This is a genomic window from Streptomyces sp. DI166, assembly GCF_900091315.1.
Classification (GTDB): Bacteria; Actinomycetota; Actinomycetes; order Streptomycetales; family Streptomycetaceae; genus Streptomyces; species Streptomyces fuscus.
Genome location: NZ_FLSP01000015.1, coordinates 16,076 through 31,052, shown reverse-complemented (window position 1 = coordinate 31,052; position 14,977 = coordinate 16,076). Strand labels below are relative to the sequence as shown.

15 protein-coding genes are annotated in these 14,977 nt (G+C 72.9%); 10 read left to right on the top strand and 5 right to left on the bottom strand.

Annotated features, from left to right (window positions below):
- The first annotated feature begins 10 nt into the window (after positions 1-10).
- Positions 11-379 carry a DUF6479 family protein gene (locus GA0115233_RS10105; protein ID WP_093719809.1) on the top strand — a complete coding sequence of 123 codons (369 nt, stop codon included), beginning with the start codon at positions 11-13 and terminating at the stop codon, positions 377-379.
- A 6-nt stretch (positions 380-385) separates the two neighbouring features.
- Here GA0115233_RS10105 and GA0115233_RS10100 read toward each other — a convergent pair whose 3' ends face one another.
- Entirely contained in the window at positions 386-934 is a 549-nt protein-coding gene (locus GA0115233_RS10100) for a DUF7144 family membrane protein (RefSeq protein ID WP_093719808.1), read from the bottom strand.
- 187 nt (positions 935-1,121) lie between these two features.
- On the opposite strand from GA0115233_RS10100, the gene GA0115233_RS10095 reads away from it, so the two are divergent.
- The gene (locus GA0115233_RS10095; RefSeq protein WP_093719807.1) at positions 1,122-1,565 is read left to right on the top strand and encodes an FxLYD domain-containing protein; all 444 of its coding nucleotides are present in this window, start codon (positions 1,122-1,124) and stop codon (positions 1,563-1,565) included.
- Between the two features lie 3 nt (positions 1,566-1,568).
- Here the strand turns inward: GA0115233_RS10095 and GA0115233_RS10090 are convergent, their stop codons facing one another.
- Positions 1,569-2,180 (bottom strand): CGNR zinc finger domain-containing protein, encoded by a 612-nt coding sequence (locus GA0115233_RS10090; protein WP_176711712.1) that lies wholly within the window; start codon positions 2,178-2,180, stop codon positions 1,569-1,571.
- 82 nt (positions 2,181-2,262) lie between these two features.
- Here GA0115233_RS10090 and GA0115233_RS10085 point away from each other — a divergent pair, with 82 nt between their 5' ends.
- Positions 2,263-3,021, top strand: a complete 759-nt coding sequence (locus tag GA0115233_RS10085; RefSeq protein WP_093719805.1) for an MBL fold metallo-hydrolase — start codon at positions 2,263-2,265, stop codon at positions 3,019-3,021.
- 13 nt (positions 3,022-3,034) lie between these two features.
- Here GA0115233_RS10085 and GA0115233_RS10080 read toward each other — a convergent pair whose 3' ends face one another.
- From GA0115233_RS10080 to GA0115233_RS10070, 3 genes are all read right to left on the bottom strand, one after another.
- On the bottom strand, positions 3,035-4,360 hold the full coding sequence (locus tag GA0115233_RS10080) for a lipase family protein (RefSeq protein ID WP_093719804.1): 1,326 nt from the start codon (positions 4,358-4,360) through the stop codon (positions 3,035-3,037).
- A gap of 180 nt (positions 4,361-4,540) precedes the next feature.
- The gene (locus GA0115233_RS10075; protein ID WP_093719803.1) at positions 4,541-5,770 is read right to left on the bottom strand and encodes an MFS transporter; all 1,230 of its coding nucleotides are present in this window, start codon (positions 5,768-5,770) and stop codon (positions 4,541-4,543) included.
- Positions 5,767-7,164 carry an NAD(P)-binding domain-containing protein gene (locus GA0115233_RS10070; RefSeq protein ID WP_093719802.1) on the bottom strand — a complete coding sequence of 466 codons (1,398 nt, stop codon included), beginning with the start codon at positions 7,162-7,164 and terminating at the stop codon, positions 5,767-5,769. The genes GA0115233_RS10075 and GA0115233_RS10070 overlap by 4 nt, the downstream gene beginning before the upstream one ends.
- A 157-nt stretch (positions 7,165-7,321) precedes the next feature.
- Between GA0115233_RS10070 and GA0115233_RS10065 the strand changes: the two genes are divergently transcribed.
- From GA0115233_RS10065 to GA0115233_RS10035, 7 genes are all read left to right on the top strand, one after another.
- Entirely contained in the window at positions 7,322-7,693 is a 372-nt protein-coding gene (locus tag GA0115233_RS10065) for an ArsR/SmtB family transcription factor (RefSeq protein WP_093719801.1), read from the top strand.
- Positions 7,690-8,142 (top strand): arsenate reductase ArsC, encoded by a 453-nt coding sequence (locus GA0115233_RS10060; protein WP_093719800.1) that lies wholly within the window; start codon positions 7,690-7,692, stop codon positions 8,140-8,142. The genes GA0115233_RS10065 and GA0115233_RS10060 overlap by 4 nt, the downstream gene beginning before the upstream one ends.
- 794 nt (positions 8,143-8,936) lie before the next feature.
- Entirely contained in the window at positions 8,937-11,150 is a 2,214-nt protein-coding gene (locus GA0115233_RS10055) for an MMPL family transporter (RefSeq protein ID WP_176711711.1), read from the top strand.
- Between the two features lie 96 nt (positions 11,151-11,246).
- Positions 11,247-12,488: a sensor histidine kinase gene (locus tag GA0115233_RS10050; RefSeq protein WP_093719798.1), complete on the top strand. Its 1,242-nt coding sequence runs from the start codon at positions 11,247-11,249 to the stop codon at positions 12,486-12,488.
- A complete protein-coding gene (locus tag GA0115233_RS10045) occupies positions 12,485-13,150 on the top strand; it encodes a response regulator transcription factor (RefSeq protein WP_093719797.1) in 666 nt (221 codons plus the stop codon). The genes GA0115233_RS10050 and GA0115233_RS10045 overlap by 4 nt, the downstream gene beginning before the upstream one ends.
- Before the next feature lie 181 nt (positions 13,151-13,331).
- Complete coding sequence (locus GA0115233_RS10040) at positions 13,332-14,027, top strand: type 1 glutamine amidotransferase domain-containing protein (RefSeq protein WP_093719796.1); 696 nt, start codon at positions 13,332-13,334, stop codon at positions 14,025-14,027.
- A gap of 22 nt (positions 14,028-14,049) precedes the next feature.
- Positions 14,050-14,961 (top strand): LysR family transcriptional regulator, encoded by a 912-nt coding sequence (locus GA0115233_RS10035; protein WP_176711710.1) that lies wholly within the window; start codon positions 14,050-14,052, stop codon positions 14,959-14,961.
- Positions 14,962-14,977 lie beyond the last annotated feature (16 nt).

The window sequence follows — 14,977 nt, the reverse complement described above, 5'->3', positions numbered from 1 at the left end:
TAATTGGGATATGAGTACGACGACGGTTGTTCTGGCGGCCACGTCGAGCGAAGTACTCAACGTGGTCGCGGCCTTTGTGGGCGGCCTGATCATCGCCGGTGCACTGGTGTGGGCCGTGCAGTTCGGCATGCGGGTCATGGACCGTGAGCTGCCGCATCCCTCTCCCGAGGACCATCCCAAGATGCCCGAGGGCGGGCCGGTCCACGAGATGCGGGAGATGCGGGAGCCCGATGAGCTGCCGCGCGCGGAGGGCGGGGAACGGTTGATGCCGTACCAGCTCCGGCACGCGGGCAGCAGAACCGGAAAGGATCAGCGGCGCAAACGCTGGCTGCCCGGATCGAGCGGGTCCTTCGGGAGTGGTGGCCTGGGACACGTGTGAGGCCGGTCAGGACGTCTTGGCCCTCGTCTTCTTCTCCCGGTCGGGAGCGGTGGCGAGGGCCCAGATCACGAAGAAGTCCAGCGCGACCATGAGAACCGACCAGACGGGCTGGTACGGCAGGAAGAGGAAGTTGGCCACCAGGCTCAGGGAGGCCAGGAAGATACCGGTGATCCGGGCCCACCAGGCGCCCTGGAGGATGCCCCAGCCGACGACCAGCGCGACGGCGCCGAGGCAGAGCAGGATGACGCCCCAGCCGGTGAGGCTGATCTTGTAGACGTAGTCGTTGATCCGCTCGTACACGTCGTCCGTGGCGATGGCCGAGATGCCCTGGAGCACGGCGACCACGCCGTTGACCATCATCAGCACACCGGCGAAGACGAGCCCTCCGGTCTGCCAGGGGGTGGCCCCGGGCACGGGCCCGGCCCAGCCGGTGGTTCCGGGCGTGGGCCCCGAGGGCCGGTGGGCCTCGTCCCACACGGGGGGCGGCTGCTGCCCCCGCGCCCCCTCACCGGTCTGCTGCGACTGCTGGGGGTGTGACTGCGGCTGCTGTGTCATGGGCCGTCGTCCCGTCTTCTCCGGGGCGGCCGGCGCGGGGGCGCCGCCCGCCGGTGGGTCGTCGGCTCCACGTTCCGACGGGGCACGGCCGCCCACCACGGGAGTGGGCCGTACGGGTGAGGCGCCGAGGTGCGGGAGCGGTTGCCCGGACCTTCAATGAAGGAATCCGCCGACCCTGGAGGCCCGCATGTCCCGCCACCGGACCCTCTGCCTGCTGTCCGCCGCCGCGCTGGCGGCCTCGGCGGCCCTGACGTCCTGCTCCGACGACGACACCCCGTCGAGCGTGGTGAGCCGGGCCCAGTCGGCGGCGGAGTCGCTCGCCTCGGAGGCGGACCGCAGGTTCCAGGACGTCAAGAACGGCGTGAACGCCAAGGACGAGGTGACCCTGGGCAAGCCGTCCACGTCCGGCGGCAAGGCGGAGGTGACGCTCACCGCGAAGAACACCGCCGACTCGACCAAGTCCTTCCTCGTCCAGATCGACTTCACCGACGAGAACGGCAACCGCCTCGACACGACCGTCGTCACCGTCTCGGACGTCGGAGCGGGCGCCACGAAGGACGCCACGGCCCGCAGCCGGCGCGACCTGTCGGGGGACGTACAGGCGAAGGTGGCCAGGGCGCTGCGGTACTGAGGCTCAGTCCTCCCGCGCGCCCGTCTTCCGCGCGTACGCCCGGGCCGCCCGTACCCGGTCCCCGCAGCGCGTCGAGCACCACTGGCGGCGGCCGTGGCGGAGGAAGTAGCGGATGCAGGGCGGGGAGGCGCAGGGGGTGAGGCGGGGGGCGTCGGGGCCGGTCAGCAGGTCGGCGGCGTTGGTGGCCAGGGCCGCCAGGGCGTGGTCGAGGATCTGGTCGGTGGGGTGGGCCGCCCGGCGGTGCAGGCCCCGTGCCGGGTCCCAGTGCAGGAGTGCGGCGGCCGGGGCGCGGGTGAGGGCGTCGTTCACCGCGGCCAGGGCGCCGGACGGGGCCGGGGTGCCGTCCATGTGGGCCGCCAGCAGGGCGCGGACCTGTTCGCGCAGGGACCTGAGCTGTGCCGCGCACTGCTCCCGGATGCCCGCGTCGGCGGGGGCCAGCCCGCGCTCCACCAGCCACTGCTCGGCGCCCTCGGGTGTGCCGAGCAGGTCCACGTAGTGCCCGCCGGGCACGGCGTACACGCTGTTGGCGAAGTCCAGCGCCGGGTACTGCTCCGCGCCGGGCGCGGGCGGCGGCGGGGTGCTGTCGGAGGCCACGGTTCCGTTCATGCTTCTCATGGTAGGCGTTGCACCTATCCATGAGAAAGGGGTAGTGTCTCTCACGGATAAACCACCTTCTATCCGTGAGGAGTCCAGGTTTATGTCCAGCAACCTGTCCATCCGCGTCCTCGGCGGCCCCACCGCCTTCTTCGACTACGGCGGTCTGAACTTCCTCACCGACCCCACCTTCGACACCCCCCGCGAGTACGTGCGGCCGGGCCGCCCGACCCAGCGCAAGCTGGCCCCGCCGAGCGCCCAGCCCGCGGAACTGGGCCGGATCGACGTGGTCCTGCTCTCCCACGACGAGCACGCCGACAACCTCGACGACTCCGGCCGCGCCCTGCTCGCCGACGTCCCGCTCACCCTGACCACCCCGGGCGGCGGTACCCGCCTCGGCGGCACCGCCCAGGGCCTGGCGGACTGGGAGAGCGTGGAGCTGGAGCGCCCCGGCGGCGGCACGGTCACCGTCACCGCCGTACCGGCGATCCACGGGCCCGGTCCGCGCGAGGCGGTGGAAGGCGTCCTCGGTGAGGTGGCCGGCTTCGTCCTGACCGGCGAGGGCCTGCCCTCGGTCTACGTCAGCGGCGACAACGCCTCCCTGGACGCGGTCAAGGAGATCGCCGACCGCTTCGGTCCGGTCGACACCGCGATCCTGTTCGCCGGGGCCCCTCGCTCCCCGCACTTCTTCGACGGCGCCGCGCTGGTCCTGGACAGTGCCGGGGCCGCCGAGGCCGCCCGCGTCCTCGACGCCCGCAGGGTCGTGCCGGTGCACTGCGACAGCTGGGCCCACTTCACCGAGACCCGCGAGGACGTGGTGGCCGCGTTCCAGGCGGCCGGGCTCGCCGACCGCCTGGACTGAGGCGCGCTTTTCGTCAGGGCTGCAGCGGCATGCTCCAGCAGTTGGAGGAGACGCCGCGGCCCTTGAGCCGGTCGACGATCCAGTCGACCGCCTCGCCCTGGTCGGTCAGCAGCGGCGTCATGTGGTTGAGCAGCGAGCTGCCCAGCGGCGGGACCAGCTCGGCCTGGTAGGTCACGTTCGCGCCCTTGGCGCACCAGTCCTTGGCGAGCTGCCGGGCCTGGCCGTGCGGGACCAGGTTGTCGCTGATGCCCGTCACCACCCGCACCGGCGCCTTCGGCTTCAGCTTCCCGATGCGCTGGCTGTCGATGAACGCCGTCAGATTCGGGTAGACCGCGATGATCTCGCTGATCGAGCGGCCGTCCTTCGTCCAGTCCTCGCTGTCCGCGCCCGCGTACTTGAGGATCGCGTCGCCCACGCACATCGTCGACAGGTCGGTCATCGCCGCCCGGCCCTTGCTGTTCAAATGCGCGTCGGCGATCGGCTTCAGACTCGGGTCGGACTGCACGAAGCCGTTGAGCGACCAGCCCAGCGCCCCGGCCAGCTCCTTGCCGTCGATGGCCCGCGTGACCTTGTCCAGATCGGCGGGCGGGGCACCGGCGTACGCGCCGACGAGGTTCACGTCCGGGGCGTACGACGGCTGCAGCTCCGCCGCCGCCGCGCTCGCCCCGCCGCCCTGGCTGTACCCGAACAGGCCGACCCGCGACTCCGCGGTCACCGAGGCCCCGGCCACCTGGCGGGCGGCGCGGACGGCGTTCAGTACGGCGTGCGCCTCGTCGACGCGGTTGACGTAGGTGTGCAGCCGGTCGGTGGCGCCGAGTCCGACGTAGTCGGTGACGACGACCGCCGTGCCCTTGGCGAGCAGCCGGTAGATCGTCAGGTCCTCGTAACCGACGGACACCGTCTCGCCGTTGAACCGGATCGGGTGCTCAAGTCCCATGGAGGCCGAGCACTGGTCGCCCTGCCCCATCGTGCCGGGCGCGACCACGACCAGCGGACGCGGACCGTCGCCCTTCCAGGCGGCGGAGGGCTCGATGTACGCGCCGGTCACGGCGACGGGCCTGCCATTGGAATCCGTGGACTTGTACATCAGCCGGGTCGCCTTCCCCGGCAGGGGTCCGTTCAGGCTCGGCAGGCTCAGGGCCAGCTTCAGCGGCTCGCTGCGCACGAGGGCGCCGTCCGCGGCGGGCAGGGTGGTGGGCGGGTTGTAGAAGGCCGGGATCGTGATGCCCCGGGACACGACCTCGTCGGTGGCGGTGGCGGCGGTTCCGCACAGGGCCTGGGCGCCCAGGCAGGCGGCGGTGACAACGCTCGCGGCCAGGAGCCGTCTGCGTACGGGCATGGCGAACCTCCTGTGAAGCGGCTGGCAGGAGTGCGGGAACGGTTCGCCAGGACCGTACTGGCGGTAACCGGCTGATCGATACCGGTCGGTAGGTTACGGTTCAGTAATTTAAAGTCCCACCAGCTTCACTGACGTCTCATCAGTCACAGAAGTCGTATACACGCCGGGTGTTGGATGTCATCACGGAGACCGGTGGGCTCCCGGGGCCGTCCACGGCGAGACGAGCGCGGCGGCCACGGAGACCGTCGCCAGGAGGAGGAACAGCGGCCCGTAACCGCCGAGGGGGACCGCCAGCGCGGCGCCCGCGAACGGCGCGAGGGCCGCCGCCGTGGTGGACGGTGCGGCGAGGAGCCCGGAGAGGCGTCCGTAGTGGGCGGTGCCCCAGCGGTCGGTGACGGCGGTGGCCTGCAGCAGGGTGAGGTTGCCGCGGACCATGCCGGCCACGACCGACACGGCGACCAGCAGCGCGTACGGCCCGGGGACGGCGGCGAAGGCGGCCGTGGTCAGGGCGCCGAGCGCGATCAGGGTCGTGGTGCGGGCCGTTGGGGTGGTGCGGCGCGCGAGCGCGGCGTACAGGGTGCGGCCGAGGGTCTGTCCCGCGCCGCCGATGCCGAGGATCCAGGCGGCCTGGGCGGTCGAGTAGCCGCGTTCGAGCAGCAGCGGGACGACCGCGACGACCACGGCGTACATCGCGAACGCCGACAGGGTGAACGCCACGGCGAGGAGCCGGAACGGGCGGCTCCCGGCGTCGGTCGCGGCGCCGTCGGCCTTGTCCCGCGCGGGGGTCGGTGCGGGCGGCCAGGGCGCGCGCAGCGCCAGCGCGTGCGCGGGGACGGTCAGGACCGCGAGCAGTGCGGCGAGGACCAGGTAGGTGTGGCGCCAGGACAGGTGCTCGGCGAGCAGGGCGGTCAGGGGCGCGAAGACGGTGGAGGCGAGTCCGCCGGCGAGGGTGACGACGGTGAGCGCGCGCACGTGGTCGGGGGCCCACCAGCGGGTGAGGGCGGCGAAGGCGGGCTGGTAGAACGTGGTGGCCATCGCGAGTCCGGTCAGGGCCCAACCGGCGAAGAAGACCGGCAGGTTGGGGGCGGCGGACACGAGCAGCAGACCGGCGGTGCCGATGACGGAACCGGTGGTCATGACGGCGCGGGGGCCGCGCCGGTCCAGGATCCGGCCCACGCGGATACCGGCGAGGGCGGAGACGACGAGCGCGAGGGAGAAGGCCGCGGTGGTCGCCCCGGCCGGCCAGCCGGTCGCGTGGGTGATCCCGGGGTTCAGGACGGGGAACGCGTAGTAGACGATGCCCCAGCTGGTGATCTGGGTGAGGCAGAGGGCGGGCAGGGCGGCGCGGGGCCGCGACCGGTCCCCCGATCCGGTCGCGGCCCCGCGGGCGGAGGTGCCGAGTCCGGTCACGAGCCGCAGCAGCCGCCCGCCGGAGCCTCGTCGGCCGCCGCGCCGACCGTGGCGGGAGCGCCGAACTGCACGAGTTGGGGCGCGGGCGCGCAGCAGCCGCCTTCGGTTTCGGCGGCGTCGGGCGCGTCGAAGAGGCCGGCGCCGCCGCACACCCCGGTCTCGGGGAGGGTGAGTTCGACGCGGTCGGCCGCTTCGAGGTCGCCCGCGATGGCGGCGACGACGGATCGGACCTGCTCGTAGCCGGTCATCGCGAGGAAGGTGGGGGCGCGGCCGTAGGACTTCATGCCGACCAGGTAGACGCCGGGTTCGGGGTGGGCCAGCTCGCGGTGGCCGTGCGGGTAGACGGTGCCGCAGGAGTGCTGGTTGGGGTCGATCAGCGGGGCGAGGGCGACGGGGGCCTGGAGGCGTTCGTCGAGGCCGAGGCGGATCTCGGAGAGGAAGGACAGGTCGGGCCGGAAGCCGGTCAGCACGATCACCTCGTCGACCGCGTCGAGGCGGCGGCCGTCCTCGGCCACGAGGACGAGCCGCTCGCCGTCGCGCTCGATCGCCTCGGTGCGGAAACCCGTGACGGCGTCGGCGTATCCCTCGTCGACGGCGGCCTTGGCGGCCAGGCCCAGGGCGCCGCGGGCGGGGAGCTGGTCGGCCTCCCCGCCGCCGAAGGTGGAGCCGGAGAGGCCGCGGCGCAGGATCCACACGGCCTTCGTACCGGTCCCGTCGTCGGCCTTGGCGAGGTCGGCGAGGTAGGCGAGGGCGGTGAAGGCGGAGGCGCCGGAGCCGATGACGGCGGTGCGCCTGCCGGCGTAGCGGGCGCGGACGGCGGGGTCCTTCAGGTCGGGGACGCGGTAGGTGACGTGGTCGGCTGCCGCGCGCTCACCGAGGGCGGGCAGTCCGCCGGCGCCTGCCGGACCGGGGGTGGTCCAGGTGCCGGAGGCGTCGATGACCGCGCGGGCGAAGAGGCGCTCCTCGCGGCCGTCGGTTCGGGTGACGTGGACGACGAAGGGCTGCTGCTCGCGTTCGGCGTCGACGATACGGTCCCGGCCCGCCCGGGAGACCCCGGTGACCCGGGCGCCGGTGCGCACGCGCTCGCCGAGGGCGTCGGCGAGCGGCTGCAGGTAGCGCTCGGCCCAGTCGCCGCCGGAGGGGTAGGACCCAGGGTCCGGCCTGGTCCAGCCCGTCGGGGCGAGGAGCTTCTCGGCGGCCGGGTCGACGACCTCGCCCCAGGTGGAGAACAGCCGCACGTGGGACCACTCGCGCACCGCCGCGCCGGCCGCCGGGCCGGCCTCCAGGACCAGGGGTTCGATGCCGCGCTCGACCAGGTGGGCGGCGGCGGCCAGACCGGTGGGTCCGGCGCCGATCACGATGACGGGCAGCTGGGCGGTGGCGGGCGCGTTCACGGCGACTCCTCGCGTATTTCGACATCTGTCGATGGCTTGTGGGGTCAGCATGGCAGCTGTATCGATGGACGTCAACATAGATGGCCATCTAATTAGCCTGCCGTGGACTCGCTACCGACTACTGCCGCCCTGATTCGACATGTGTCAACATAGACGTATGTCGAACGCGAAGGTGCTGCCACTGCTCGGGGCCGACGGCCAGGGAGTGGCGCCGTGCTGCCCGCCACTGACCGAGCGCCCGATGACCGCCGAGGAGGCCGAGACCGCGGCGCGGATGTTCAAGGCGCTGGGCGACCCGGTGCGGCTGCGGCTGTTCTCGGCCGTGGCCTCCCACGAGGGCGGCGAGGCGTGCGTGTGCGACATCTCCGACGTCGGCGTCTCCCAGCCCACCGTCTCCCACCACCTGAAGAAGCTCAAGGAGGCCGGGCTGCTCACCTCCGAGCGGCGCGGTACCTGGGTCTACTACCGGGTCGAGCCGTCCGTACTGGCGGCGATGGGCAAGCTCCTCTCCCTGCCGGCCGCGGTATGACCGGGCCGGGGGAGGGAGACCGGGCGGTTCGCGGGAAGCCGTCCGTCCTGTTCGTCTGCGTCCACAACGCCGGCCGTTCCCAGATGGCCGCCGCCTGGCTGACCCACCTGGCCGGGGACCGCGTCGAGGTCCGCTCCGCCGGGTCCAGCCCGGGCGAGCGGGTGAATCCGGCCGCTGTCGCCGCGATGGCCGAGGTCGGCGTCGACATCTCCGCCGAGGTCCCCAAGATCCTCACCGTGGACGCGGTGCGGGAGTCCGACGTGTGCGTCACCATGGGCTGCGGCGACACCTGCCCCGTCTTCCCGGGCAAGCGCTACCTCGACTGGAAGCTCGACGACCCCGCCGGTCAGGGCGTCGAGGCCGTCCGCCCGATCCGCGACGAGATCAGGCGCCTGGTGGAGGACCTGATCGCGCAGATCGCCCCGTCCGAGCCGACGCCTCCGGCCTGACCCGGCCACCCGACGCCGTCCTCCCCACCTGACCCCGGCCCGCCCCCCCATACGCCCCTCCACCCGCGCGACCTGCGCCCGGTCCCAGGTCCTCGCGGCCCGCGCCCGCCTGTGCCTTCCACGTCTGGCTGCGCTCTGCGCGAGGCCCGTGCCCGCTCCGGGGTCCGCGAGGTCCGCGCCTGCCTGCGCTCGCCGTGCCTGCTTGCGCTTTGCGTGTCGCCCGCCCGGTCCGGCGTCCGCGAGGTCCCCGCCTGCCCGTGCTCGCCGCGCCCTGCCCGGGTCCTCGGCCCGCGCCCCGCCCGGGCCCTCGGCGCGCGCCCGCCTGTGCCTTCCCGCGCCTGCTTGCGCTCCGCGCGTGGCGCGCGCCTTGCCCGGGTCCTCGGCCCGCGCCCTGCCTGGGTCCTCGGTCCGCGCCCTGCCCGGGTCCTCGGCCCGCGCCCTGCCTGTTCCTTCCGCGGCTGCCTGCGCTTTGCGCGTCGCCCGTGCCCGGGGCAGGGGGCTCGCGGGGTTGGGGTTCGGAACCGCGTTTGGCGTGCCGCCCGGCCTGGGGCCCTCCTGTTCGGTGGCCCGGCGTGGGGGTCGTCCGGGTGGGGTGTGCGGAAGCTGTGGGAGTAGGGGCGCGGGCGCGTGGTGGCACCTGAGACCGAGCCGCTCTCGTCCCCCGGTGGGAGCCGGGAGGGGGTCAGTACTGCGGATTCAGTAGCGCACAGTGTCGGCAGCGGGACGACGACACGGGGCCCCCTTCTTCAGGAGCCTGGAGGCACCTTCGGACACCCAGATGTGGAGACCTCCCCGTGGCTGCTTTCCTGTATCGAATGGGCCGCCTGGCCTTCAGGCGACGCTGGTCCGTCGCCCTGGTCTGGGCCGCCGTACTGGCCGCTGTGGCCATGGCCGGCATGAACGCGGCGGAAGCCGAGGACGAACCCTTCTCCATGCCGGGGATCGAATCGCAGGAGGCGTTCGACCTGATGGAGGAGCGGTTCCCCGGAGCCGCCGCCGACGGGGCCACCGCCCGCGTCGTCTTCGTCGCGCCGGACGGCCAGAAGGTCACCGCCGCCGAGAACAAGAAGGCCGTCGAGGCGGCGATAGCCGAGCTGGGCGACGGTACGCAGGTCGCGAGCACCGTGGACCCGTTCAAGGCCGACGCGGTCAGCGACGACGGCTCCACCGCGTACACGACCGTGACGTACAAGGTCGACGCCGCCGGGCTCACCGACGCCAGCCGCGCCCACCTGGACGAGGCGCTGGACAACGCCCGTGACTCCGGGCTCACCGTCGAGGCGGGCGGCGACGCCATGGAGGACATGGGCGGACCCAGCGGCACGGCCGAGGCCATCGGTATCTCCGTCGCCGCGGTCGTCCTGCTGATCACCTTCGGTTCGCTGGCCGCCGCCGGACTCCCGCTGCTCACCGCCATCGTCGGCGTGGGCATCAGCCTGATGACCATCACCGCGCTGGCCAGCCCCCTGGGCCTCACCGACACCACCAGCACCCTGGCGATCATGCTGGGCCTCGCCGTCGGCATCGACTACGCCCTGTTCATCGTCTCCCGCTACCGCGAGGAGCGCGGCAAGGGACGGGCGCCCCAGGAGGCCACCGCGCTCGCCGTCGGCACCGCCGGTTCCGCCGTCGTCTTCGCCGGGCTCACCGTCGTCATCGCGCTCGCCGGTCTCTCCGTCGTCGGCATCCCGATGCTGACCGAGATGGGCCTGGGCGCCGCGGGCGCGGTCGTCGTCGGCGTCCTCATCGCGCTGACCCTGGTCCCGGCCATGCTCGGCTTCTGGCCCAACGCCGTACTGACCCGCAAGGACCGCAAGGCCCGCAAGGCGGGCCGTACCGAGCCCGAGACCCCCAAGCGCAACGGCGGCTCCCGCTGGGCGGGCTTCGTGCTGCGCCGCCCGCTGCCCGTGCTGCTCGCCGCCGTCGCGGGCCTCGGCGCCCTGGCGCTGCCGATGACCGACCTCCAGCTCGGTATGCCCGGTGACGAGGCCAAGTCGACGGAGACCACCCAGCGGCGTGCCTACGACGCGCTCGCCGAGGGCTTCGGTCCCGGCTTCAACGGACCGCTGACCGTCGTCGTGGACGCCAAGGGCGCCGACGACCCGAAGGCCGCCGCCGAGACCGTCTCGGAGGAGATCGGCGGCACCGAGGGCGTGGTGTCGGTCTCCCCGGCGCAGTTCAACGAGGCCGGTGACACCGCCGTCTTCTCCGTCGTCCCGGCCACCGCGCCGACCGACCAGGAGACCAAGGACCTGGTCAACACCATCCGCGGCGACCGGCCCGGCATCGAGTCCGAGACCGGGGCGACCTTCGAGGTCACCGGCACCACCGCGATGAACATCGACATCGCCGAGAAGGTGCAGTCCGCGCTGGTGCCGTACCTGCTCGTGGTGGTCGGACTCGCCGTGATCCTGCTGCTGGTGGTCTTCCGGTCGATCCTGGTCCCGCTGAAGGCGGCCGCCGGCTTCCTGCTCTCGGTGCTCGCCTCCCTCGGCGCGGTGGTCGTGGTCTTCCAGCAGGGCCACGGCGCGGACCTCCTGGGCGTGGAGACCACCGGCCCGATCATGAGCCTGATGCCGATCTTCCTGGTGGGCATCGTCTTCGGCCTCGCCATGGACTACGAGGTCTTCCTGGTCTCCCGGATGCGCGAGGCGTACGTCCACGGCGAGCGGCCCGCCCAGGCCGTGACCTCCGGCTTCCAGCACAGCGCCCGGGTGGTCGTGGCCGCCGCGCTGATCATGATCGCGGTGTTCTCCGGGTTCATCGGGGACAGCGACTCCATGATCAAGATGATCGGCTTCGGACTCGCCTCGGCCGTCCTGCTCGACGCCTTCGTCGTCCGGATGGCGATCGTCCCGGCCGTCCTCGCCCTGCTCGGCGAGCGCGCCTGGTGGCTGCCGAAGTGGCTGGACCGGATCCTGCCCCGGGTCGACGTCGAGGGCGAGGCCCTGACCCGTCCGGCCGAGCCCGTCGAGGAACCGGCCGAGAAGGATCTCGCCCGCGCCTGACCAGGCACAACAGGGCCGCCCGGGTGTCCGTCACCCACCCGGGCGGCCCCGTATCACGCACCATGGATGCCAGCCCCCTCACCGAGAGAGCCGACCATGAGCACCAGTCTGGAGCGCTACACCGAACGCGTGGAGCAGTACGCGTCCCGCTTCCCGCGCTTTCCCCGCTTCCTGGACGTGATGATGGTGCTGGCCCTCATCGGCTCCGCGTCCCTCGGCACCCAGCTCAGCCTCCCCGGCGTCACCCCGCCGGACTCGGACAAGCCGCTGGAGGTCATGCTCGGCCTGTCCTGCTTCGTCCTGCTGAAGTACCGCACGCACACCCGCACGGTCGTCGTCGTGGTCGCCGGGGTCACCATCGCCGCGATCGCCCGCGGCTATCTGCTCACCCCGCTGCTGCTGGCCCCGCTGCTCGCCGCGATGTACTGGCTGGCGGTGCTGTGCGACCGCCGGACGATCCGGATGTACGGGCTCGTCGTCACCGTGGCCCTGCTGACCGTGAACCTGTTCTCCGACGGCATGCGCGACCTCTCCCCGGTGCTGACCGTGATCGGCCCGGTGTTCTGGATGGCCCTGCCGCTCGTCGGCGGCAGCCTGGCCCGGCTGCGCGGGGACTACCTGGAGGCCGTCAAGGCCCGCGCCGAGCACGCCGAACGCACCCGGGAGGAGGAGGCGCGGCTGCGGGTCGCCGAGGAACGCATGCGCATCGCCCGCGAACTGCACGATGTCGTCGCCCACCACCTCGCCCTCGCCAACGCCCAGGCCGGCACCGCCGCCCACCTCGCGCGCAGCAACCCCGAGCAGAGCCGGAAGATCCTCGACGACCTCACCGGCACCACCTCCTCCGCGCTGCGCGAACTCAAGGCCACGCTCGGCCTGCTGCGCCAGGACGACCGGCCCGACGGCGAGGGCCTGGAACCCGCGCCGGGGCTGGCCCGGCTGCCCGAGCTGGTGGACTCCTACCGCTCGGCGGGCCTGGAGGTCACCGTCCACCAGGAGGGCGCGCGCCAACCGCTGTCGCCGGGCGTGGACCTGACCGCGTACCGGATCGTGCAGGAGGCCCTGACCAACGTCGCCAAGCACGCCTCCGCCCACGCCGCCCACGTCACCTTCACCTACGCCGACTCCCGCCTCCTGATCACCGTCAGCAACGACGGCCCCGCCACCGCGCCCGCCCCCGCCCCGGCCTCAGGCGGCTTCGGGCTGCGGGGCATGCGGGAGCGCGCCCAGTCCATCGGCGGCGAGCTGTGCGCGGGACCCCGCCCCGAGGGCGGCTTCGAGGTCACCACCGCGCTGCCGCTGCAGCCGTCCGCCGCCGTTCAGGGAGAGACCGTATGACCGTCAAGGTGCTGCTCGCGGACGACCAGGCCCTGCTGCGGGCCACCTTCCGGATACTGATCGACTCCTGTCCCGATATGGACGTCGTCGGCGAGGCCTCCGACGGCGCGGAGGCGCTGGAGCTGGCCCGCGCCCACCGCCCGGACGTGGTGCTCATGGACATCCGCATGCCCGGCACCGACGGCCTGTCCGGCACCGCCGCGATCTGCGCCGACCCGGAGCTGTCCGCCACCCGGGTGCTGATCCTGACCACCTTCGAGACCGAGGACTACGTCGCCCAGGCGCTGCGGGCCGGGGCCAGCGGCTTCCTCGGCAAGGACGTCACCGCGGACGCCCTGCTGGCCGGTATCCGCACGGTGGCCTCCGGGGAGGCGCTGCTGTCCCCCGGCGCCACCCGCACCCTCATCACCCGCTTCCTCACCTCCCCGGCCCCGGGCACCCAGCTCGCGCCCCCGGAGCGGCTGGCCGACCTCACCGGCCGGGAACGGGAGGTGATGGCGCTGGCGGCGGAGGGGAAGTCCAACACGGAGATCGCCGAACTGCTGGTGGTCAGCCCGCTGACGGTGCGGACGCACATCCACCGGGCGATGACGAAACTGAACGCGCGGGACCGGGCGCAGCTCGTCGTGATCGCGTACCAGACGGGGTTGGTTCAGGTATAGGAATCACCGGGGAACCCGATAGGAATCACCGAGGAACCCGATGTAGGAGTCACGGGGAACCCGGTATAGGAATTCCAATACACCCGATTGGATTCCCCATTGGAAACCAATGGGTGGGCGGACTTACGGTCGAGGCATCGCAGCATCGCACGCATCCCCGGACCCAGGGAGTTCACCCCCCATGTCGAAGATTCTTTTCGTAATGACCGGCGCCGACCACTGGACGCTCGCCGACGGCACCCTCCACCCCACCGGCTTCTGGGCCGAGGAGGCCGTGGCCCCGTACCGGCGCTTCACCGCCGAGGGCCACGAGATCGTCGTCGCCACGCCCGGCGGTGTCGTGCCCACCGTCGACCGGGGCAGCCTCGCCGCCGAGGTCAACGGCGGACAGGAGAAGGCGGACGAGATCTCCGCCGCGCTCGCCGCGATGACCGAGCTGAACAAGCCGGTCCGGCTGGAGGACGTGGACCTCGACGACTACGCCGCCGTCTTCTACCCCGGCGGCCACGGCCCCATGGAGGACCTGGCGGTCGACGCCGTCTCCGGCCGCCTGCTGATCGACGTCCTCGACTCCGGCAAGCCGCTCGGCGTGGTCTGCCACGGGTCGGCGGCGCTGCTGGCCGCCACCCGCGAGGACGGCTCCAACGCCTTCGCCGGGTACCGCGTGGCGCCGTTCACCAACGCCGAGGAGACCCAGGCCGGGCTCGCGCCGAAGGCGAAGTGGCTGCTGGAGACCCGGCTGACCGAGGCGGGCGTGGACGTGCGGGCCGGTGAGCCGTGGGCGTCGCACGTCGTCGTCGACCGCAACCTGGTCACCGGCCAGAACCCGGCGTCCTCCGAGGAGACCGCCGCGGAGCTGCTGAAGAAGCTCGTCTGAACGGCCCACTAAGGTCCCGGTCGTGAGCGAACTTCGTGACGGCGCCGGGCCGGTGACCCAGGACCTGAATCTGCTCCGGACGTTCCTCGCCGTGTACCGCTCCGGTTCCTTCACCGCCGCCGCGCAGTTGCTGGGCATCTCCCAGCCGACGGTGACCACGCAGGTGAAGGCCCTGGAGCGGCAGGCGGGCCGCGAGCTGTTCGCCCGCCGCCCCAGGGGCGTGACGCCCACGCCGTACGCCCATGACCTGGCGGCCCGGGTCGCCGCCCCGCTGGACGCGCTGCTCGCGGCCACCGGCCACGACCCGGCGGAGGCCGGCCCGCCGCCCCCGGTCCACCTGGCGGGCCCCGCCGAACTCCTCTGCCTGCGCGTCCTGCCCGCACTGGCCCCGCTGACGGCGCAGGGCGTACGGCTCCGGGTCACCCCGGGCCTGACCGACCCCCTGCTGGAGGAACTGCGCTCGGGCCGCCACGACCTGGTGATCTCCACCCACCGCCCCCGGGGCCGGACCCTGCTCTCAACCCCCCTGCTGGATGAGGAGTTCGTCCTGGTAGCGGCCCCGGCGTGGGCCTCCCGCACCGCCGGCCTCCCCACCGCCCTCCACACCGTCCCGCTGATCTCCTACGCCGAGGACCTCCCCATCCTGCGGCGCTACTGGCGGCATGTGTTCGGGCAGCGCCTGAACTGCCGGGCCGCGGTGACGATGCCGGACCTGCGGGGCGTGCTGGCGGCGGTGGTCGCGGGGGCGGGGTTCTCGGTGCTGCCCCGCTATCTGTGCCAACCCGAGCTGGAATCGGGGGCGTTGGTGCTGCTGCACGACCCGGAGGACGCGCCGATCAACACGGGTTACCTGGTCCAGCGCCCCGGGACCCCCGAGAACCCGCACGTCCGCGAGGTACGGGACCTGCTGCTGCGGGTGGGCCCCACCTGGTGAAACAGGCGGGGCCCAC